This is a genomic window from Mycobacterium bohemicum DSM 44277 (assembly GCF_001053185.1).
Lineage (GTDB): Bacteria > Actinomycetota > Actinomycetes > Mycobacteriales > Mycobacteriaceae > Mycobacterium > Mycobacterium bohemicum.
The window spans coordinates 13,406-33,878 of record NZ_CSTD01000005.1 but is presented as its reverse complement, the minus strand read 5'-3'; the positions used below and the strand labels follow the sequence as shown (position 1 = coordinate 33,878).

Genomic DNA, 20,473 nt, shown 5'->3' with positions numbered 1-20,473 from the left:
CGTAACCAATCGGGGTGTGGGCGGCACTTCACCGGCGGGCGGGTCTGTGAGCGGCCGGCGATGCGGGCCGGCACCGTCCGGACTAGGACGCGGCCTGGACCGTGATCTCGGAAATGGAGGCCTGGCTCTTGCCGTTGGTCGTCCCGAGCGTGGAGATCCACACCAGAAGGTTCGATGTGGGCGAGCCGGAGCGGACCGGAATGATGTTGTGGCCGGGCTTGAGCGGGAAGGCCGGGGCCAGCACGGTGGTGTCGTTCAGCGTCGACGGGCTCGGGCTGGAGGCCGATCGAATCTCCACCTTGGTGCCCGTGCTCGGGGTGTCGATGGTCACCTGGCCGACGACGGTGGGGCTCGGCAGCTGCAGCATCAGCCCCTCGCCCTGCTTGAAGCTGGGGAACGGGACGGCGTCTGTGTAGATCTCGCTCGACCACGAGGTCGAGGGATCGCCGTCGATCGCCTGCGCCGCCTGGCCCGGGTTGTCGGCATCACCGTCGGGGGAGTAGACCGTCGCCTTCGTGGGTTTGACCACGGCGCCCGCCGCGGCCGAACTCGACGACGACGACGTCGACGACGAGGGCCCGTTGAGGCCGAGCTCGTCCTTGTTCAGGCCGCCGCCGAGGTTGCCGAAGATCTTGCTCACCACCGACGCCAGCACCAGCAGGGCCACCAGGATGACGGCCAGGCCGACGCCGACCCCGATCAGCAGGTTGCGCCGGCGCCGGGCGTACATCGCTTCGTCGCGGCCGGGTGCCTGCGACGACGGCGGCGGCGCCGAGTCGTCGATGGGGCCCAGCACCTCGGTGCGGTCCGCCACCGCGGTCGCCTGTTGCAGCAGGTTCAAAAGCGTTGACGCGCTGCGTATTCCGCCGTCCTCCTGGACCGCCCGCACGGCCACCGCGGAGACCTGGAAGGGGATGGCACTGTCGATGACCATGGGTTCGACGGGGTTGCCGGCGGCGTCCCGGTCCGCGGGCGCCAGCCCGCTGCGGACCCCGGATTCCGGCAGCGGCCACCGGTTGACCAGCAAGGCGTAGAGCGAAGCGCCGATCCCGCGGATGTCGCTTTGCGGGTTGGCGTCGGGCATGGTCGCCGGGTAGGCCAGCACCACGTCGCCTTCGATGCTGACCCGCACCCGGTTCGGGTGGTCGATCGACAGGGCCACGCCGGCGCGGTGGGCCGCGTCGGCGGCGGCCGCCAGCGACTGCATCGCCCGGACGGCCCCGATGGGCGACGGGGAGGTTTCGGCGACCTCCTGCAGCGAGCCGCCGCGGATCCACTCGGAAACCACCAGGCCGCCGGACCCGGTCTGCACGACGTCGAGGACGCGGGCCACCCCGGGCTTGTCGATCCGGCTGAGCCGCAGCGTGCGCGACAGGATGTCCTGTTGCACGTCGTGGGGGAGCGTGCCGTCGGGGTCGACGAAGGTCAGCGCCACCTGCCGGTCCAGGGCGGTGTCCAGCGCCTGCCAGAACTGCAGCGGCGGCGCGCCGCCATGGAAGACCAGCAGCCGGTACCGGCCGCCGGCGATGCGCGCGCCCGGAACCAGGTGCGGTTCGTCCGTGGAATTGGCGGCCGACGGAATCGGGCCCGGACCGCCGCGGCCCGCATCGGCCGGAAGATCGCCGTTGAGCTGGTCGAACGGCCGGCTGGCGGGGGTTTCGGGCCGGCCGGCCGGGATGTCGGGCTGGAAGTCGTCGGCAACCGGTCGTCGCCGCTCGGCACCCGACACCGGGCCGGACGCGGGGCTGTCGATGGGGCGGTCGGTCACCTCCGGTCCTTTCGCTAGTCGGGCGCCGGCGGCCCGCTCGGGAGGCGTTTCCAGGGACCCTTCCGACGTGCTCCGCCGGATCGGCTGCTGGACCGCGTCTGCCTCGGGCGGGGACGAATTCCTGTGCTCAGGGTACGTGAACCGGTCGCTGGGAGACGATCCAGCCGCTACCGCCGCTTTGTCAAGCCCCGGTGCCGCGTCGCCGTCGTGCGCGACGGCGTGCGCGCGCCGCGCGCGGCGCGACGCTCGACGATCTACCGCAACGTCGAGGGCTGGCTGGCGGTCGGATAGCGTCGACCGGTGAACTTTCCCGCCCGCCGCGAAGCTGTGCGACCCAGCCCCATCTTCCTGGCCCTGGTCGGATCGACGGCGATCGGCGGGGTGCTGGCCTGGCTGGCGGGCGCGAGCGTGCGGCCGCTGTCCTATGCCGGGGTGTTCGTCTTCGTGATCGCGGGCTGGCTGGTGTCGCTGTGCCTGCACGAGTTCGGGCACGCCGTCACCGCGTGGCGATTCGGCGACCACGACGTGGCGGTGCGCGGCTATTTGACCCTCGACCCGCGCCGGTACAGCCATCCCGGGCTCTCGCTGCTGCTGCCGGTGGTGATCGTCGCGCTGGGCGGAATCGGCCTGCCCGGCGCCGCGGTCTACGTGCGGACGTGGTTCATGACGCCGGCACGCCGCACCCTGGTCAGCCTGGCGGGCCCGGCGGCCAACCTGGTGCTGGCGGTGTCGCTGCTGGCCTGCATCCGGCTGTTCTACGACCCCGCGCACGCCGTGTTCTGGTCCGGGGTGGCGTTCCTGGGCTTCCTCCAGCTGACCGCCGTGGTGCTCAACCTCCTGCCGGTCCCGGGCCTCGACGGATACGACGCCCTGGAACCGCATCTGAGCCCGGAGACACAGCGCGCCGTCGCCCCGGCCAAGCGGTGGGGCTTCTTCCTCCTGCTCTTCCTGCTGCTGGCGGCCAGCCAGTGGTTCTTCGGGCTGGTGCTCTGGCTGTTCGATTTCTCCGGCGTGCCGCGCATCCTGGTCGGCTGGGGCGACTCGCTGACCCGGTTCTGGGGCCGCTGGATCTAGCGGTTGCAATATATGCGCTAATCCGCATATATTGCTCGGCATGGGCGCCGGCCACAATCACCCCCCCGCCGAAACCGGCCCGCCCCGCATGATTCACCGGATGGTAGCCGCCGCCGGCATCCTGGCGGCATTCTTCGTCATCGAGCTGACGACGTCGCTGTTGATCAACTCGATCGCGCTGCTGGCCGACGCCGGGCACATGCTGACCGACGTCGTCGCGGTGTTCATGGGGCTGGCCGCCGTGACCCTGGCCCGCCGCGGCAGCTCGTCGCCCGCGCGGACCTACGGCTGGCATCGGGCCGAGGTCTTCACCGCGGTCGCCAACGCGGGGCTGCTGATGGGGGTGGCCCTGTTCATCCTGTGGGAGGCGGTCCAGCGGCTCAAAGAGACCCCGTCGATCCCCGGTGTGCCGATGATCGTGGTCGCGCTGGCCGGGCTGCTCGCCAACCTCGTCGTCGCGCTGCTGTTGCGGTCCCATTCGCAGCAGAGCCTGGCCGTCAAGGGCGCCTACATGGAGGTGGTCGCCGACAGCGTCGGCAGCCTCGGCGTACTGATCGCCGGCATCGTCACGGTCACGACGCGCTGGCCCTACGCCGACGTGGTGGTCGCGGTCCTGGTCGCGCTGTGGGTGCTGCCCCGGGCCATCGCGCTGGCCCGCGAAGCGCTGCGCATCCTCTCCGAATCGTCGCCCACCCACATCGACGTGGAGGAGCTGCGCGGTGCGCTGGGCGCGGTCGACGGCGTGACCGAGGTGCACGACCTGCACGTGTGGACGCTCTCGCCCGGTAAGGATATGTGCACCGCGCACCTGATGAGCGCCGGCGACTCCGCGCGCGTGCTGCACGACGCGCGGGCCGTGCTCTCGGCCCGCGGCCTGGATCACGCGACGGTGCAGATCGAGGGTCCCGGCACGGCCGGCTGCACGGAAACCTTCTAGCGCGCGTGCGTCACAGGCCGAGCGCCCCGCGGGCCTCGGGGTCGCAGTCGTCGAGCAGGTCCACGCAGCGCAGGTATTCGTCGGTCTCGCCGATGGTCTCCGCGGCCCGCGCGAGCGCGGCCACGCAGCGCAGGAAGCCGCGGTTGGGTTCATGCGAATAGGGCACGGGGCCAAAACCCTTCCAGCCGTTTCGCCGCAGCCGGTCCAGGCCGCGGTGGTAGCCGGTGCGGGCGTAGGCGTAGGCGGTGACCGCCGCGTCCTGCGCATCGGAAGCCAAGGCCGCCTCGGCCAGCGCCGCCCAGGCCACCGAGGCCGACGGATGCGCGGCGGCGACGATGCCGGGACTCTCGCCGGCGAGCAGCTCCGCCTCGGCGTCGGTATCGCCCGGCAGCAGGATCGGATCAGGTCCCAGGAGGTCACCCATCGGCGTCATGGCTCCTATTGTGCAGCCGCGCCAGTTCGCCGGGCCGGCGCACCTCGACCAGCACCCCACCGGGGGCGCCGGGTCGCTAAGCTCCATTCATGCCAAAAACACCCGAGCCAGAACGCGGCGCAGAGCCTGGCGACCCCGGGGATCAGGCAGCCGAGGGTTATCCGCTGATACCCCGAGACACCGAGACCGAGACCGTCGTGATCAGGGGCGCCGACGCCCCCGAAGGTCAGCCCGACGACCGGCAGCGCGAACGGCGCTTCACCGCACCGGGATTCGACTCGAAGGAAACCGCGGTGATCGCCACCACCTCGGAACCCGCCACGGAGGTCTTCGCGTCGCCGCCGGGCTCCGACGCCACGGCGCAGATCGGTGCGCAAGCGAAACCGGCTGTGCCGCAGTCCATTCCGCCGCGGCTCGGGACGAAGCTGCAGACCTCCCGGCAGTTCAACTGGGGCTGGGTGCTGGCCATCGTGGTGGTCGTGCTGGCGCTGGCGGCGATCGCGATCCTGGGCACCGTCCTGTTGATGCGCGGCAAACACCCGAAGGCCTCCCAGGAAGACCTGGTCAAGCACACGATCGAGCAGTACGACATCGCGATCCAGCGCGGCGACCTGACCGCGCTGCGCGGCCTGACGTGCGGCTCCGCCGCCGACGGCTACGTCGATTACGACGAGCACGGCTGGGACGAAACCTACCGCCGGGTCTCGGCCGCCAGGCAATACCCGGTGATCGCCAGCATCGACCAGGTGGTGGTCAACGGCCAGCACGCCGAGGCCAACGTCACCGCCTTCATGGCGTTCGACCCGCAGGTCCGCTCCACCCGCAGCCTGGACCTGCAGTACCGCGACGACCAGTGGAAGATCTGCCAGTCGCCCAGCGGCTGAGCGCTCGGGCCCCAGCTTGTTCAGGTGGCCGAACGTGAAGCTGGTTTCACGCTGGGCGCCGGGCGTGAAGCCAGCTTCACGTTCGAGGGGGGCGGCAAGCCGAACGCCCTAGGCGCCCAAGGACTTTCCGGCGCAGCGCAGGTCGTTGCAGGCCTCGACGACGCGCTCGCTCATCGACGCCTCGGCCTTCTTGAGGTAGCTGCGCGGGTCGTACACCTTTTTGACGCCCACCTCGCCGTCGACCTTCAGCACGCCGTCGTAGTTGCTGAACATGTGGCCGGCGATCGGGCGGGTGAACGCGTACTGGGTGTCGGTGTCGACGTTCATCTTCACCACGCCGTAGCGGAGCGCCTCCTCGATCTCCGACTTGAGCGAACCCGAGCCGCCGTGGAACACGAAGTCGAAGGGTTTGGCGTCACCGGGCAGGCCGAGCTTGGCCGCGGCCACCTGCTGCCCCTGGGCCAGGATGTCGGGGCGCAGCTTGACGTTGCCGGGCTTGTAGACGCCGTGGACGTTGCCGAACGTCGCCGCCAGCAGGTACTTGCCGTGCTCGCCGGCGCCCAGGGCGTCGATGGTCTTCTCGAAGTCCTCGGGCGTGGTGTAGAGCTTGTCGTTGATCTCGTGGGCCACGCCGTCCTCCTCGCCGCCGACCACGCCGATCTCGATCTCGAGGATGATCTTGGCGGCCGCGGCGTCCTTGAGCAGTTCCCGCGCGATCACGAGGTTTTCGTCGATCGGCACCGCCGAGCCGTCCCACATGTGCGACCCGAACAGCGGGTCGCCCCCGGCCGCCACCCGCTCGGCCGAGATGGCCAGCAAGGGAATCACGTAGGTGTCCAGCTTGTCCTTGGGGCAGTGGTCGGTGTGCAGCGCGACGTTGACCGGGTAGCGGGCGGCGATCGAGTGGGTGAACTCGGCCAGCGCGACCGCCCCGGCCACCATGTCCTTGACGCCCAGGCCGGAGGCGAACTCGGCGCCGCCGGTGGAGAACTGGATGATCCCGTCGCTGCCCGCGTCGGCGAAACCCTTGATGGCGGCGTTGACGGTCTCCGACGACGTGCAGTTGATGGCCGGGAAGGCGTACTCGCCGGCCTTGGCGCGTCCCAGCATCTCGGCGTAGACCTCGGGCGTGGCGATGGGCATGTGGCTCCTCCTGGGCGGCGCGGATCGATCAAGTATCGCAAGATGGCGCGGTGTGCGCCGGTCGCGCCGGTATGTTGAGTGATCATGAGCATCGCCGTGACGGCCCTGCCCGACATCCTCGACCCGATGTACTGGTTGGGCGCCAACGGCGTCTTCGGGTCGGCGGTGCTGCCGGGAATCCTGGTCATCGTCTTCATCGAGACCGGGCTGCTGTTCCCGCTGCTGCCCGGGGAGTCGTTGTTGTTCACCGGCGGGCTGCTGGCCGCGCACCCGGACCCGCCGGCCAGCATCTGGGTGCTGGCGCCCAGCGTCGCGCTGGTCGCGATCCTGGGCGATCAGACCGGGTATTTCATCGGCCGCCGGATCGGGCCGGCGCTGTTCAAGAAGGAAGACTCCCGGTTCTTCAAACAGCACTACGTGACCGAGTCGCACGCGTTCTTCGAGAAGTACGGGCCATGGGCGGTCATCCTGGGGCGCTTCGCGCCGTTCGTGCGGACGTTCGTCCCGGTGGTGGCGGGCGTGTCCTACATGCGCTACCCGGTTTTCCTCGGGTTCGACATCGTCGGCGGGATCGCCTGGGGCGGCGGGGCGACGCTGGCGGGCTACTTCCTGGGCAACGTGCCGTTCGTGCACCAGAACCTGGAGAAGATCATCCTGGCGATCCTGTTCGTGTCGCTGCTGCCGGCGTTCATCGCGGCCTGGCGCGGGTATCGGGGTCGGCGCCGCGGCGACTCAGGACACCCGACTCCTGCGGTACGCAACGAAAGCGTCTAGCAGCTCGGGCCGGTCGACCGAGCTCAGCTGCGCGGCCTGATCCGGAGCCGCGCCCAGCAGGATGCGCTTGACCGGGATCTCCAGCCGCTTGCCGGTCAGCGTCCTGGGCATGCCGGGCACGGCCAGGATGTCGTCGGGCACGTGCCGCGGCGAGGCGTGCCGGCGGATCTCACCGGCGATCCGCGACCGCAGCTCGTCGTCGAGGGCCACGCCGTCGGCCAGGTGCACGAACAGCGGCATCCAGTAGCCGCCGTCGTCCTGCTCGACACCGACCACCAGGCAGTCGTGCACCTCGGGCATGCGCTCCACCGCGGTGTAGATCTCCGCGCTGCCCATCCGGACGCCCAGCCGGTTCAGGGTCGCGTCCGAACGGCCATGCACCACAACCGATCCCCGGTCGGTGATGGTGATCCAGTCGCCGTGGCACCACACCCCGGGGTACTTGTCGAAGTAGGCGGCGCGGTAGCGGCTGCCGTCGTCGTCGTTCCAGAAGAACACCGGCATCGACGGCATCGGCTTGGTCACCACGAGCTCGCCCTCTTCGCCGATGACGGGTTGGCCCTCACCGACCCACGCCTCGATGGCCGCGCCGAGGCAAAGACAGTTCAGCTCGCCGGCGACCACAGGCAGGAGCGGGCAGCCACCGATGAAGGCCGTACACACGTCGGTGCCGCCGCTCATCGAGACGACGGGAACCGGCCGACCGAGGCCCTCCTGCACCCAGCGGAATCCCGACGCCGGCAGCGGCGAACCGGTGGACCCCACCGCGCGCACCCCGTCCAGCGGGTAGGACTCGCCCGGCTTGAGTCCCTCCTTGGCGCAGGCCAGCAGGTAACCGGCGCCCGCGCCCAGCACGTCGACACCGGATTCGGCGGCCACCCGGAAGAGCCCGTCGGTCACCGGATAGGTCGGGCTGCCGTCGTAGAGCACGATCGTCGCGCCGACCAGGAGCCCGGACAGCAGCAGGTTCCACATCATCCAGCTGGTGGACGAGTACCACAGGAAGCGTTCGCCCGGATGCAGATCCAGTTGCAGCCCAAGGTATTTCAGGTGCTCGAGCACCACGCCGCCGTGGCCGTGCACGATGCCCTTGGGCTTGCCGGTGGTCCCCGACGAGAACATCACCCACAGCGGGTGGGCGAACTTGACGGGCGTGATCTCCAGGTCGGCGTCCGACGCGACCGCCGTCGCCCACGGCACGGTGTGCTCGACGGGGTCCAGGCCCAGCCGGGGGACCACGACGGTGGCGCGCAGCGTGGGCATCGCGCGCCGGATCTCCGAGAGCTCGGCGCGCCGGTCGATGCGCTTGCCGGCGTAGACCGATCCGTCGCTGGCCACCAGCACGGCGGGCTCGACCTGGCCCAGCCTGGCGATCACGCCGTCGACGGACACGTCCTGGTTGCAGACCGCCCAGGTGGCGCCGACGCTGGCCGCGGCCAGGGCGGCGACGGCGGCCTCCCCGATGTTGGGCAGGTAGCCGACCACGGAGTCCCCGGGCCGGACGCCGAGTCCGCGCAGGTAGGCCGCGAACGCCGCGGTCTCGCGCCGCAGCCGCGCCCACGACCACTCGCAGGCACCGTCCTCGCCGACGACGACCAGCGCGGGCCGCTCGTCGGTGGCGTGCCGGAACACCTCGGTGGCGTAGTTCAGCGTGGCGCCGGGGAACCACTGGGCGCCGGGCATGGATTTGTCGCCCAGCACCGCGCGGGGCTGGCTGCTCGCCCGGATGTCGAAGTACTTCCAGACGGCGTCCCAGAACCACTCGATGTCGTCGACCGACTTGCGCCACAGCTCTTGGTAATTGGCGTACTGACCGCGCCCGGTCTCGGCCAGCCAGGCCATGAACCTGGTGAGATTGGCCTGGGCGATGGTGGCGTCGTCGGGGATCCAGCCGCCGGGTTCGCTCATTTCTCCGTCACGGCGGTGACGTTACAGGCGGCCTCCATCAGCATCCAGCCCGAAAGCTGCACCGACAGGTCGCGTTCGGCGATCTCGGACGCGTCGACCGCGCCCTCGACGAACTGCGCCCCCTGGCCGGCCCCGGCCTTCTGCGGCGGCAGCTCGGCGTCGCGGTCCCAGAAGGCGCCGAACAGCGGCAGCCCGTCCACGGTCTGCCGGTAGTCCCACGCCGACCTCGCCGACGACAGCACGATCTGGCGGGCGGTGTCGCGGGCCACGGCGTCGTCGGCGGAGTCGCCCGGCAGGGCGGTGGCGACCAGCGCGAGGTAGCGCGCCGTGATGCCGGCGAACAGCCCGCCGTCGCCGCCGCCGGCGCCCTGCAGCACCCCCGACGGCGCCATCTGTTCCTTGACGGCCGCGACCAGGCGGTGCACCCGCGCCGAGTGCCGCTGCCTGGCCTCGGCGCCGGTGCGGGCGGCCAGCTCGGTCTCCAGCCCGAGCACCACACCCTGGCAGTAGGTGTACTGCACGCGGACCAGCGAACCGGCCTTGATGCCGTCGAACACCAAGTGGGTTTCCGGGTCGATCAGCGTGCGGTCGATCCAGTCGCCCATCTGCTCGGCGCGCTTGAGGCGTTCGCCGCCGGCGGGATAGCGGGCCAGGAAGATCCCGGCCGGGCCGTTGGCGGGGGCGTTGAAGAACTGGTCCTCCTTGCGCCACGGGATCCCGCCGCCGTCCTCGGGCACCCAGGCCTTGACGAACTGGTCGGCGAGCTTGGGCAGGGCTCGGCGGCGCTCGACGCCGGCGATGCGCGCCGCGCGTTCCAGCGCGAGCGCCAGCCACGCCATGTCGTCGTAGTAGTTGTTGGTCCACCGGAAGTTGTTGCGCAGCCGGTGACCGCGGACCTGACGGTTGATCCGGGTGCGCCGTTGCGGCTGCGGGTCGCGCAGCTCCGCGTCAACCAGGCAGTCCAGCAGGTGCGCCTGCCACCAGTAGTGCCAGCTCCCGAACATCCGGTCGCGCCGCGTCGGCGGCCAGCCGACCACGCCCAGCTGGGTTCCCGGCATCGCCCAGACCCGTTTGAGGTGGCGTTGCGTGACGGCCGCTTCGGAGCTGGCCGCCCGGTTGACCCAGAGCTGATCCATAGCCGCCAATCCTGCCTGAGCGCGGCGCCCGGGAAGCCGTCAGCGCCTGCGGCCCAGCACCCAACCCACGAGCAGCGCGACGAGCACCACCAGCGCCATCCCCCCGTACTTCTTGAGCTGGTCGCCGCCGGCCAGGTCGAGCAGGTCGATCGGTTCGGGCTCGGCGGCCGCCGGGTGCCGCGGCTCGGCGACCTGCGCGGGCCCCTCGGGCGTGGCGGGGGTCGCCGGGCCTTCGCCCGCCAGCTCGGCTTCCAGCGACTCCACGAACTGGCCCAGCAGCTTCTCCGACACCTGCTGCAGCATTCCGCTGCCGAACTGGGCCAGCTTGCCGGCGATCTTGAGGTCGGTGTCGACGGTGACGCTGGTGCGCGGGCCGTCCTCGTGCAGCTCGGCGGTGACCGTGGCGGCCGCGTTGCCGCTGCCCCGCGTCTCCTTGCCCTTGGCGTCGATCACGGCGCGATACTGGGCGCGGTCGTGCTCCACGAAGCGCACCTTGCCGCTGAACTCGCTGGTGACCGGCCCGACCTTGACCTTGACCTTGCCGAGGTAGTCGTCGCCCTCGTGGCCCGTCAGCGCCGCCCCGGGCATCAGCGGGATCACGTGGTCCAGGTCGCTCAGCACGTCCCACGCCTTCTCGATGGGTGCGCTGACGGTGAACTGGTGGGCGATCTTCATGCTGTGGTCCTCTCAACGGGCATCACTACGATCATAGAGTCGGGGTGTGCGCGTGGTGATGGATGGGTCCCGCGATGTCGGCCAGCGGCCGGCCGCCGCCGCCCCAGCGCTTGGCGATGATGTCGGCGGCGATCGACACCGCCGTCTCCTCCGGGGTACGGGCCCCGAGGTCCAGGCCGATGGGGCTGGACAACCGGCCCAGCTCGGCGCCGGTCAGGCCCGCCGCCCGCAGCCGCGCCATCCGGTCGTCGTGGGTGCGCCGCGATCCCATCGCGCCGACATAGCCGATGCGGGGCAGCCGCAACGCCACCTCGAGCACCGGGACGTCGAACTTCGGGTCGTGGGTGAGGACGCAGACGACGGTGCTCGCATCGACGGCGCCCGCTGCGGCCTCGGCGGCCAGGTAGCGGTGCGGCCAGTCGACGACGACCTCGTCGGCCGTGGGGAACCGCGCCCGGGTCGCGAACACGGCGCGCGCGTCGCACACGGTGACCCGGTAGCCGAGGAACGAGCCCTGCTGCGCCAGGGCCGCGGCGAAGTCGATGGCGCCGAACACCAGCATCCGGGGGCGCGGCGCGTAGCCGGCGACGAAGACCTCCATGCCCTCGCCCAGCCGTTGCCCGTCGGGCCCGTACTCGAGGACATCGCTGCGGCCGACCGCCAGCAGGCCGCGTGCATCGTCGGTGACCGCGGCGTCCGCGCGGGCCGAACCCAGCGACCCCCCGACGGGTGCGGCCGGGTCCGGCCGGATGACGAGCCGTCTGCCGACCCGCGTCGGGTCCGGGTGGGCGATGACGGTGGCGACGGCGACCGCGCGGTGCTCGTCGATGTCGTCGGCGACGGCCCCGAGTTCGGGAAAGGTCGCCTGCGAGACCGCCTCGACGAAGACGTCGATGATGCCGCCGCAGGTCAGGCCGAGCGCGAAGGCGTCGCCGTCACTGACCCCGTAGCGTTCCAGCCGCGGCGTCCCGGTCGCGCGGACCTCGCCGGCGGCCTCGTACAGCGCGCCCTCCACGCAGCCGCCCGACACCGACCCCGCCACCGACCCGTCCGGCGCCACCAGCATCGACGCTCCGGGTGACCGGGGCGCGGACCGGAAGGTCCGCACCACGGTGCCGACGCCGGCCGTGCCGCCGGCGCGCCAGACCGACATCAGCTCGGCAAGGACGTCACGCACGCGTCTCAACGTAAGCCAGGAACCCGTGACCCCGGCTGAACTTCGGGCCTATTCGGCGGTGGTGCGGCTGCGAGGTCAGCCCTGGGCGCCGGTTGTGCCCGGGCTGCCCGACAGCGCGCTCGTCGCACGAATCGTGCTCGTCGCGCGCCTCATCCCCCCGGCCCCGCCGTTCGGGTTCGTCGCCGTCCCGGCGGCGCCGTCGCCGATCAGCGGGCGCCCAAACGCCGCCTGCACCGGCGCATTGACCGCATTCAACGCGTTCTGCTGCGCGTTGGCGGCCTCGGCGCCGACATAGGAGGCCGCACCGCCATTCATCAGCTGAACGAACTGGTTATGAAACGCCGTGGCCTGCGCACTGAGGGTCTGGTAGGCCTGCGCGTGGGCGCCGAACAACGCCGCGGCAGCCGCCGACACCTCGTCCGCGCCGGCGGCCACGATCCCGGTCGTCGGGCCCGCCGCCGCCGCGTTGGCGGCGCCGATCACCGAGCCGATATTCGCCAAATCCGACGCCGCAGAGTGCATAAACTCCGGCGCCACGATGAGAAAGGACATCGGCCTCCGCCCGGTTGACAGGTCAGTGCGTTATTGGACTCGGGCATAATAACGCCCTCAAGGCGGCCGCCGGTGCGCTATCGGACCGGTTACCAGGCGCGCGACAGGTCGGCGTGCTGCCGGATCCACGCGTGCATCGCGATCCCCGCGGCGACCCCGGCGTTGATGCTGCGCGTCGAGCCGAACTGGGCGATCGACACCGTCATCGCGGCGCCCGCCCTGGTGTCGCCGGTGATGCCGGGACCCTCCTGGCCGAACACCAGCAGGCATTCCCGCGGAAGCGCGGCCTGCTCCAGCCGGGCGGCGCCCGGGACGTTGTCCACGGCGACGACCGTCAGGCCGGCGCGCGCGGCGAAGTCCAGCAGCTGGGCGCTGTCGTCGTGGTGGCACAGCCGCTGGTATCGGTCGGTCACCATGGCGCCGCGGCGATTCCAGCGCCGTCGGCCCACGATGTGCACGGTGTGCACGGCGAACGCGTTGGCGGTGCGCACGACCGATCCGATGTTCGCGTCGTAGCCGAAGTTCTCGATCGCCACGTGCAGCGGATGCCGGCGGGTGTCGATGTCGGCGATGATCGCGTCCCGGGTCCAGTACCGGTAGGCGTCGACGACGTTGCGAGAGTCGCCCTGCTCCAACAGGACTGGGTCATAGCGCGGGTCGTCGGGCGGTTCCCCCACCCACGGCCCGACGCCGCCGGCCGGCTCCCCCCACTCGGTGGGTCCGGGCTCGGTCATCGCTGCGTCCACACACCGGCGTGCGTGCCGTCGATCGCGACGGTGGCGTACAGCAACGCCTGGTTGATCTCGCCCTGCGTGCACAGCGACGCGTTGACGTGCACCGCGTCCTGCGACGCGTCGGGCAGGATCAGCACCGACGACCCGTACGCCGCACACGCGCGGTTCAGTCCCGCCCCGGGCACGGTGGGCGAGGCGAGCAGCATCATCGGGCCGCCGCGCCGCGCGGAGTCGTCGCGATAGCGGGCCGCGACGGCGTCGGCTTCCAGACCCAGCAGCATGTAACCGTTGCCGGTGAAGGCCCCGGGATCGCCGAGCTGCGCCTTGGTCACCGGAACGCCGTCGGCCCGCCACGCCGACAGGCTGACGGTCTGGACCGTCAGGCCGCTGTCGTTGGCGTTGGTCGGCATCAGTCCCACCGGGAATGCGGCGGGATAGGCCGACGAGGTGTTCGGGATGCGGTCGCGGGGCGAGTACACGTACACGCCGCGGACCTGGCTCCGATCCGTCAGCGGCCCAAGGCAAACCGTGCCCGTGAGCCGGCCGGCGGGCGCCGACAGCGGTGCCGGGATGTCGTGCACGGTGGCCGCGGCGGCGTCGCAGCTGCCCAGCCCGGTGGACTCCATCGGATGCGACAGGGCGCCGTAGAGCCCGAACCGGACGTCCTCGGGCGCCGCGTGCGGGTCCTTGGCCGACGCGACGCTGGCGTCGACGTCCACCAGCACGTAGTCGCCGCCCCAGCGCAGGTTGGACACCGAGATGTTCCAGCCCAGCAGCGCCAGCGACTCCCCGAGCCGCGCGCCCCGGGCGCCGTAGGGGGCGGCCGCGCGGTCGCCGCCCGAGCAGGCGGCGAGGCAGGCGACGATCACGACCGACGCCAGCAGCCTGCGCCTGCGCCTGCGCGGCATCAGATCAACCATCGTTCACATTCGCCACACGAGTCTCTCTCCCGGGGGTGTGACGATGTGCCCGCCTCATAGCGACAATCCCTGGGCGGCAGGGTGATGCGAGCGCGTTGTCGCTATGAGGCGGGCACAAAGCCGGTCGCCCGGACGAGAGACTCCTGTGGCGTCTGGGACAGCCGGTGCATGCGGTGATCACAGGGGCCTAGCCGAGCCCCAGCTCGGCCAGGCCCAGCACGCTGCGGTAGGGCAGTCCCTCCGCTTCGATCGCCTCGGCCGCGCCGGTGGCCCGGTCCACCACGGTCGCCACGCCCACCACCTCGCCGCCCGCATCACGGACGGCGCGCACCGCGGTCAGCGCCGAGTTGCCGGTCGTGCTGGTGTCCTCGACGACCAGCACCCGCTTGCCGGCGACGTCGGACCCCTCGATAAGGCGTTGCAGCCCATGGGTTTTCGCCGACTTGCGCACGACGAACGCGTCGATGGGCCGCCCGGGCGCGTGCATGACGGCGGTGGCCACCGGGTCGGCCCCCAGGGTCAGACCGCCCACCACCGCGTAATCCCAGTCGGCGGTCAGTTCGCGCATCAGCCTGCCGATCAGCGCCGACGCCCGGTGGTGCAGGGTGGCGCGGCGCAGGTCGACGTAGTAGTCGGCCTCCTTGCCCGACGACAGCGTCACGCGGCCGTGCACGACGGACAGCCGCCGCACCAGGTCGGCCAGCTCCTCGCGCGGATCAGGTCCGGCCACGGCCACCGCCGATTCGCTTGGTGACGGCCCGCATCAGCGTCCGCGGGATCAACCGCTCGGCGGCGATGATCGCCTTGTACTGCAGGCCCGGGATGCTGATCACCTTGCCGCGGGCGATGTCGGCCAGGCTCTGGCTCACCACGTCGTCCACCTCGAGCCACATGAACGACGGCGACTTGGCCATGTCGATGCCGGCCCGGCTGTGAAATTCCGTGTGCACGTAGCCCGGGCACACGGCGTGCACTCCCACGCCGGTCCCCTGCAGGCCGACGGAAAGGCCCTCGCTGAACGAGATCACCCACGCCTTGGACGCCGAGTAGGTCGATCCGCGTCCCGGCACGAGCCCGGCGACGCTGGCGATGTTGACGACGGTGCCCGCGCCCGCGTCGAGCATGGCCGGCAGGGCGGCTCGGGTGAGGTGCATGACCGCGGTGACGTTGACGTCGAGTTGCGACTGCAGCAGGGCGGGGTCGGTCGCCCAGAAGTCGCCGGAGGTGCCGAAGCCGGCGTTGTTCACCAGGACGCGCACTCCCCGGGCCAGGCGATCGCAGACCTTTTCCCGGCCGGCGGCGTCGGCCAGGTCGGCGGGCAGGATCTCGACTTCGCCGGCCTGGCCCTCCAATTCGCTCGCCAGGCTCATCAGCCGGTCGACGTCGCGTGCGACCAGCACCAGGTCGTAGCCGTCGCGCGCGTACCGTCGCGCGTAGCCCGCGCCGATTCCGGACGTCGGCCCGGTCACCAGGGCTACGGGGCGGGGCATGAGCGACATCCTAGTGACGGGTCACCGGCCGTTGCCGGGCCCACCCCGGGCGCTCAGAGCTGGTAGTTGCTGGCCTGACGCCCGTTGCGGGGCGCGGGCGGCGGGCGCCGATCACCCTCGGCGCGGGGCTGCTCGCGGCGCACCGGCTCCTGGGCGCGGCGGGCGGCAGCTCCGCGCGGCCGGCCGGCGCCAGGGGACGGCCGGGAGCCGCGGTGCGGACCTGCGCCGGTTCCCCCGCGTCCGCCGTCTCCTCGGGGATCGGCGGCAGCACCCGGAGCAGGTCGTTGAACTGGCGCACCGTGCGCAGGCCCTCGTCCCACTGGGTGCGGGTGCTGGTCACCGGCATGGCGACCAGGGTCCAGTTCTGCTCGTTCCACATGATCTCGGCCGAGTCGGGGGCGGTGTGGGCGAAGGTGACCATGCGGCGGTCGCAGGCGCGCCGGGCCGCATCCAGGTTGGTCGAGTACACCATGCGCGGGCCGATAGCGCCCAGCAGCCAGATGTCGTTCTCCCGAGGCTCTTTGAGGCCCTTGAGCCGCAGGTCCATCACGACGTTGGTGCCGACCTTGCGGTGCAGGGCGATCACCGTGGCGACCTCCTCGAGGTCGAAGATGTACACCGCCTCGCCGCGGATCTGCCCCAGCACGACGTTGTGCGCCGAGACGTCGCCAACCGTCGACATCACCCCGCGCTTCCAGCGCTGGAGGATCTCGGTTGATTCACGCTCGTAGTCGAAGCCGTGGGAACGCGCCCACGACTTACGGCGCCGGCTGCGACCGCGGCGTCGATCGATGTCGACGTACAGCAGCACCGCCGCACCGACAAAGCACAGTGCGGACAGCGTGAACCAAAGGGGGACCATCCAAGACAGGGTATCTGCTGTCGGGCCTGAACACAGAAGCCCGGCGGGTCACAACCGCATCACAGCTAGTGGCGATCGGGCCTCCGGTCGCGATCGCCGCTAGCCCAGGATCAGCGAGTCGCCGTCGGGGCTGACGTTCACCGGGACGGTGTCCCCGTCGTGCACGTCACCGGCGAGCAGCATCTTGGCCAGCTGGTCGCCGATCGCCTGCTGCACGAGCCGGCGCAACGGCCGCGCGCCGTAGACCGGGTCGAACCCGCGCTGCGCCAGCCACTGCTTGGCCGGCAGCGACACCTCGAGCGTGAGGCGGCGCTGCGCCAGCCGCTTCTGCAGCTGCGCCAGCTGGATGTCGACGATCTGCACCAGCTCGCCGGGTTCGAGGCCGTGGAAGATGATCACGTCGTCGAGCCGGTTGATGAACTCGGGTTTGAACGCCGAGCGCACCGCGGCCATCACCTGCTCCTCGCTGCCGCCCGACCCCAGGTTGGACGTCAGGATGAGGATGGTGTTGCGGAAGTCGACGGTGCGGCCCTGCCCGTCCGTCAGGCGACCCTCGTCGAGCACCTGCAGCAGCACGTCGAACACGTCGGGGTGCGCCTTCTCGATCTCGTCGAACAGGATCACCGTGTACGGGCGCCGGCGCACCGCCTCGGTCAGCTGGCCGCCCTGGTCGTAGCCGATGTAGCCGGGAGGGGCGCCGACGAGCCGGGCGACGGAGTGCTTCTCGCCGTACTCGCTCATGTCGATGCGCACCATCGCGCGCTCGTCGTCGAACAAAAACTCGGCGAGCGCCTTGGCCAGCTCGGTCTTGCCGACGCCGGTGGGTCCCAGGAACATGAACGAGCCCGTCGGGCGGTTCGGGTCGGCGACGCCGGCCCGGCTGCGACGCACGGCGTCGGAAACCGCCTGCACGGCCCGCCTCTGCCCGATGACCCGCTTGCCCAGCTCCTCTTCCATGCGCAGCAGCTTGGCGGTCTCGCCCTCGAGCATGCGGCCGGCGGGAATGCCGGTCCAGGCCGACACCACCTCGGCGATGTCGTCGGGCCCGACCTCCTCCTTGAGCATCACGTTCTCGCGCGCCTCGGCGTGCGGCAGGGCGGCGTCGAGCTTCTTCTCGACCTCGGGGATGCGGCCGTACCGCAGCTCGGCGGCCTTGGCCAGGTCGCCGTCGCGCTCGGCGCGCTCGGACTCCCCGCGCAACGCCTCCAGCTGCTCCTTGAGCTCGCGGACGACGTCGATCGCGCTCTTCTCGTTCTGCCACCGGGTGGTCAGCTCGGACAGCTTCTCCTTCTGGTCGGCCAGCTCGGAGCGCAGCTTCTCCAGCCGCTCCTTGGAGGCCTCGTCCTCCTCCTTGGCCAGCGCCATCTCCTCGATCTCCAGCCGGCGCACCAGGCGCTCGACCTCGTCGATCTCGACCGGCCGGGAGTCGATCTCCATCTTCAGCCGGCTGGCGGCCTCGTCGACCAGGTCGATGGCCTTGTCCGGCAGGAAGCGCGCGGTGATGTAACGGTCGGACAGCGTGGCGGCGGCCACCAGCGCGGAGTCGGTGATCCGCACGCCGTGGTGCACCTCGTAGCGGTCCTTCAGGCCGCGCAGGATGCCGACGGTGTCCTCCACCGACGGCTCGCCGACCAGCACCTGCTGGAAGCGCCGCTCCAGCGCGGCGTCCTTCTCGATGTACTTGCGGTACTCGTCGAGCGTGGTGGCGCCGACCAGGCGGAGCTCGCCGCGGGCGAGCATCGGCTTGATCATGTTGCCGGCGTCCATCGCGCCCTCGCCGGTCGCGCCGGCGCCGACGATGGTGTGCAGCTCGTCGATGAACGTGATGATCTGGCCGGCGGAATTCTTGATGTCGTCGAGCACGGCCTTGAGGCGTTCCTCGAACTCGCCGCGGTACTTGGCGCCGGCCACCATCGAGCCCATGTCGAGGGAGATGACGGTCTTGTCGCGCAGGCTTTCGGGCACGTCGCCGGCGACGATGCGCTGGGCCAGGCCCTCGACGATCGCGGTCTTGCCGACGCCGGGCTCGCCGATCAGCACCGGGTTGTTCTTGGTGCGGCGGCTCAGCACCTGCACGACGCGCCGAATCTCGTTGTCACGCCCTATGACCGGGTCGAGCTTGCCCTCGCGGGCGCGGGCGGTCAGGTCGGTGGAGTACTTCTCCAGCGCCTGGTAGGTCGCCTCGGGCTCGGGGCTGGTGACCCGGGCGCTCCCACGGACCTTGACGAACGCCTCGCGCAGCGCCTGCGGCGAGGCGCCGTGGCCGGTCAGCAGCTTGGCGACGTCGGAGTCCCCGGTGGCCAGGCCGACCATCAGGTGCTCGGTCGAGACGTACTCGTCGTCCATCTCGGTGGCCAGCTGCTGGGCCGTGGTGATCGCGGCCAGCGATTCGCGCGACAGCTGCGGCTGCGCGCTGGCGCCGCTGGCCTGGGGCAGCCGGTCCAGCAGCCGCTGGGCCTCGGTGCGCACGGTGGCGGGCTCCACGCCGACGGCCTCCAGCAGCGGCGCGGCGATCCCGTCGTTCTGCGTCAGCAGCGCCAACAGCAGGTGGGCGGGCCGAATCTCGGGGTTTCCGGCGGCCGAGGCGGCCTGAAGCGCCGAGGTGAGCGCGGCCTGCGTCTTGGTGGTCGGGTTGAAAGAGTCCACGACAGCTCCGTTCGGGGTATGGGGGAAATCGTTCTCGGGTAGTTCAACGCCGTCAAGGTTGAGTGTGTTCCGCTCAATTTTAGTCCTTTGTGCGATCCGGGCTCCAGGAGGGCGCCATAGAGCGCGAAAACGGGCGTCCGGGCCGCCGCCGGCGCTGCGCTGACCGGCGTTGCCGGCGCGCGGCGCGCCTAGAATCGGGCTCCGTGAGCCTCGAGGACCGGGATGCGTTGCGGATTTTGCGCGACGCGTTCGCGGGCCCCGAGCTCGTGCACCGCTTCTACACCCACTGGTTCGCCCTGGACGTCTCGGTGCGCGACCTGTTCCCGCCCGAACTTGACGCCCAGCGGGCCGCTTTCGCCCAGGCCATGTTCTGGGTCTACGGCGAGCTGGTCGAGCAGCGCGCGGCCGAGCCGGTGGCGTTCCTGGCGCAGCTGGGCCGCGATCACCGCAAATACGGTGTGCTGCCCAGGCATTACGGCACGCTGCGCCGCGCGTTGTCGGCAAGCCTGCGCACGCACCTGGGCGAGGCGTGGACCGACGCCGTCGACGCGGCGGCCGCGCAGTCGCTGAACCTGATCACCGGGGTGATGAGCGGGGCCGCCGAGGCCGAGGAGGGACCGGCCTGGTGGGACGGCACGGTGATCGAACACAACCGCGTCTCGCGTGACCTCGCCGTGGTGCGGCTGCGCCTGGACCGGCCGATGCAGTACTACCCCGGCCAGTACGTCAACGCCCATGTGCCGCAATGCCCGCGCCGCTGGCGCTACCTCAGCCCGGCGATTCCGGCCGACCCCGACGGCGGGATCGAGTTTCACGTCCGGCAGGTGCCCGGCGGCCTGGTCAGCACCGCCGTCGTCAACGAGACCCGCCCCGGTGACCGGTGGCGGCTGTCCAGCCCGCACGGCGGCCTGCGGGTCGACCGCGGGGGCGGCGACGTGCTGATGGTCGCCGGCAGCACCGGCCTGGCACCGCTGCGGGCCCTGATCCTGGACCTGGCTCGCTACGCCGAAAACCCGCGCGTGCACCTGTTCTTCGGCGCCCGCTACCGCTGCGAACTCTACGATCTGCCGACCCTCTGGCAGGTGGCGTCGCACAATCCGTGGCTGTCGGTCTCGCCGGTCTCGGAGTACAGACGGGACCCCCCGTGGGCCGCCGACTACCCCGACGTGACCCCGCCGCGCGGCCTGCACGTGCACCAGACCGGCCGGCTGCTCGACGTGGTGACCAAGTACGGCGGCTGGGGCGACCGGCAGATCCTGATCTGCGGCGGCCCGGCGATGGTCCGCGCCACCAAGGCCGCGCTGATCGCGAAAGGCGCTCCGCCCGAACACATTCAGCACGACCCCCTGTGGAGGTAGCC

Annotated in this window: 17 protein-coding genes and 2 pseudogenes; 5 read left to right on the top strand and 14 right to left on the bottom strand. The window is 71.1% G+C overall.

The features are described from left to right. Positions 1-82: 82 nt before the first annotated feature. A pseudogene (locus tag BN971_RS20010) lies at positions 83-1,909 on the bottom strand (protein kinase family protein); the annotation flags it as partial. 159 nt (positions 1,910-2,068) lie between these two features. Between BN971_RS20010 and BN971_RS20005 the strand changes: the two are divergent. Together BN971_RS20005 and BN971_RS20000 are read left to right on the top strand one after the other, a co-directional pair. Then, a complete protein-coding gene (locus BN971_RS20005) occupies positions 2,069-2,842 on the top strand; it encodes a site-2 protease family protein (protein ID WP_085179462.1) in 774 nt (257 codons plus the stop codon). A 40-nt stretch (positions 2,843-2,882) separates the two neighbouring features. Then, on the top strand, positions 2,883-3,779 hold the full coding sequence (locus BN971_RS20000; RefSeq protein WP_090350512.1) for a cation diffusion facilitator family transporter: 897 nt from the start codon (positions 2,883-2,885) through the stop codon (positions 3,777-3,779). A 10-nt stretch (positions 3,780-3,789) separates the two neighbouring features. Here BN971_RS20000 and BN971_RS19995 read toward each other — a convergent pair whose 3' ends face one another. Next, positions 3,790-4,212, bottom strand: a complete 423-nt coding sequence (locus BN971_RS19995) for a DUF3151 domain-containing protein (RefSeq protein WP_085179464.1) — start codon at positions 4,210-4,212, stop codon at positions 3,790-3,792. Positions 4,213-4,301: 89 nt separating this feature from the next. Here BN971_RS19995 and BN971_RS19990 point away from each other — a divergent pair, with 89 nt between their 5' ends. Continuing rightward, a complete protein-coding gene (locus tag BN971_RS19990) occupies positions 4,302-5,096 on the top strand; it encodes an Rv0361 family membrane protein (protein ID WP_085179465.1) in 795 nt (264 codons plus the stop codon). Positions 5,097-5,204: 108 nt separating this feature from the next. Here the strand turns inward: BN971_RS19990 and fbaA are convergent, their stop codons facing one another. Next, entirely contained in the window at positions 5,205-6,239 is a 1,035-nt protein-coding gene (gene fbaA / locus BN971_RS19985) for a class II fructose-bisphosphate aldolase (protein WP_085179466.1), read from the bottom strand. Positions 6,240-6,323: 84 nt separating this feature from the next. Here fbaA and BN971_RS19980 point away from each other — a divergent pair, with 84 nt between their 5' ends. Further along, entirely contained in the window at positions 6,324-7,013 is a 690-nt protein-coding gene (locus tag BN971_RS19980) for a DedA family protein (RefSeq protein ID WP_085179467.1), read from the top strand. On the opposite strand, the gene BN971_RS19975 is transcribed toward BN971_RS19980, so the two are convergent. From BN971_RS19975 to clpB, 11 genes and pseudogenes are all read right to left on the bottom strand, one after another. After that, complete coding sequence (locus BN971_RS19975) at positions 6,972-8,921, bottom strand: acetoacetate--CoA ligase (protein ID WP_085179468.1); 1,950 nt, start codon at positions 8,919-8,921, stop codon at positions 6,972-6,974. The two genes, BN971_RS19980 and BN971_RS19975, sit on opposite strands and share 42 nt — an antisense overlap. Continuing rightward, positions 8,918-10,057, bottom strand: coding sequence for a glycoside hydrolase family 76 protein (locus BN971_RS19970; RefSeq protein ID WP_085179469.1), 1,140 nt, complete (start codon positions 10,055-10,057; stop codon positions 8,918-8,920). Before BN971_RS19970 ends, BN971_RS19975 begins: the two co-directional genes overlap by 4 nt. 39 nt (positions 10,058-10,096) lie before the next feature. Next, a complete protein-coding gene (locus BN971_RS19965; protein WP_085179470.1) occupies positions 10,097-10,732 on the bottom strand; it encodes an SRPBCC family protein in 636 nt (211 codons plus the stop codon). A 31-nt stretch (positions 10,733-10,763) separates the two neighbouring features. After that, entirely contained in the window at positions 10,764-11,909 is a 1,146-nt protein-coding gene (locus BN971_RS19960) for an XdhC family protein (RefSeq protein ID WP_085179471.1), read from the bottom strand. An 87-nt stretch (positions 11,910-11,996) separates the two neighbouring features. Beyond that, positions 11,997-12,461: pseudogene (locus tag BN971_RS26330) on the bottom strand (PE family protein); the annotation flags it as partial. Positions 12,462-12,550: 89 nt separating this feature from the next. Further along, positions 12,551-13,195, bottom strand: coding sequence for a TrmH family RNA methyltransferase (locus BN971_RS19950; RefSeq protein WP_085178850.1), 645 nt, complete (start codon positions 13,193-13,195; stop codon positions 12,551-12,553). Next, entirely contained in the window at positions 13,192-14,115 is a 924-nt protein-coding gene (locus BN971_RS19945; RefSeq protein WP_372511965.1) for a hypothetical protein, read from the bottom strand. Before BN971_RS19945 ends, BN971_RS19950 begins: the two co-directional genes overlap by 4 nt. A gap of 187 nt (positions 14,116-14,302) precedes the next feature. Further along, entirely contained in the window at positions 14,303-14,845 is a 543-nt protein-coding gene (gene pyrE / locus BN971_RS19940) for an orotate phosphoribosyltransferase (protein ID WP_085178856.1), read from the bottom strand. Beyond that, positions 14,832-15,605: an SDR family NAD(P)-dependent oxidoreductase gene (locus tag BN971_RS19935; RefSeq protein WP_085178857.1), complete on the bottom strand. Its 774-nt coding sequence runs from the start codon at positions 15,603-15,605 to the stop codon at positions 14,832-14,834. Before BN971_RS19935 ends, pyrE begins: the two co-directional genes overlap by 14 nt. A 10-nt stretch (positions 15,606-15,615) precedes the next feature. Continuing rightward, complete coding sequence (gene ttfA / locus BN971_RS19930) at positions 15,616-16,467, bottom strand: trehalose monomycolate transport factor TtfA (protein WP_139027151.1); 852 nt, start codon at positions 16,465-16,467, stop codon at positions 15,616-15,618. A gap of 99 nt (positions 16,468-16,566) precedes the next feature. Continuing rightward, positions 16,567-19,113: an ATP-dependent chaperone ClpB gene (clpB, locus tag BN971_RS19925; protein WP_085178847.1), complete on the bottom strand. Its 2,547-nt coding sequence runs from the start codon at positions 19,111-19,113 to the stop codon at positions 16,567-16,569. A 203-nt stretch (positions 19,114-19,316) separates the two neighbouring features. On the opposite strand from clpB, the gene BN971_RS19920 reads away from it, so the two are divergent. After that, on the top strand, positions 19,317-20,471 hold the full coding sequence (locus BN971_RS19920) for an FAD-binding oxidoreductase (protein WP_085178846.1): 1,155 nt from the start codon (positions 19,317-19,319) through the stop codon (positions 20,469-20,471). Positions 20,472-20,473: the final 2 nt, after the last annotated feature.

What these genes read in the sequence shown, in the direction of transcription:
- BN971_RS19995 (WP_085179464.1), bottom strand. Translation starts at nt 4,212, where the DNA reads ATGACGCCGATGGGTGACCTCCTGGGACCTGATCCGATCCTGCTGCCG.
- BN971_RS19935 (WP_085178857.1), bottom strand. Translation starts at nt 15,605, where the DNA reads ATGCCCCGCCCCGTAGCCCTGGTGACCGGGCCGACGTCCGGAATCGGC.
- ttfA (WP_139027151.1), bottom strand. Translation starts at nt 16,467, where the DNA reads ATGGTCCCCCTTTGGTTCACGCTGTCCGCACTGTGCTTTGTCGGTGCG.
- BN971_RS19975 (WP_085179468.1), bottom strand. Translation starts at nt 8,921, where the DNA reads ATGAGCGAACCCGGCGGCTGGATCCCCGACGACGCCACCATCGCCCAG.
- BN971_RS19965 (WP_085179470.1), bottom strand. Translation starts at nt 10,732, where the DNA reads ATGAAGATCGCCCACCAGTTCACCGTCAGCGCACCCATCGAGAAGGCG.
- BN971_RS20000 (WP_090350512.1), top strand. Translation starts at nt 2,883, where the DNA reads ATGGGCGCCGGCCACAATCACCCCCCCGCCGAAACCGGCCCGCCCCGC.
- BN971_RS19990 (WP_085179465.1), top strand. Translation starts at nt 4,302, where the DNA reads ATGCCAAAAACACCCGAGCCAGAACGCGGCGCAGAGCCTGGCGACCCC.
- BN971_RS19980 (WP_085179467.1), top strand. Translation starts at nt 6,324, where the DNA reads ATGAGCATCGCCGTGACGGCCCTGCCCGACATCCTCGACCCGATGTAC.
- fbaA (WP_085179466.1), bottom strand. Translation starts at nt 6,239, where the DNA reads ATGCCCATCGCCACGCCCGAGGTCTACGCCGAGATGCTGGGACGCGCC.
- BN971_RS19945 (WP_372511965.1), bottom strand. Translation starts at nt 14,115, where the DNA reads ATGGTTGATCTGATGCCGCGCAGGCGCAGGCGCAGGCTGCTGGCGTCG.
- BN971_RS19950 (WP_085178850.1), bottom strand. Translation starts at nt 13,195, where the DNA reads ATGACCGAGCCCGGACCCACCGAGTGGGGGGAGCCGGCCGGCGGCGTC.
- BN971_RS19970 (WP_085179469.1), bottom strand. Translation starts at nt 10,057, where the DNA reads ATGGATCAGCTCTGGGTCAACCGGGCGGCCAGCTCCGAAGCGGCCGTC.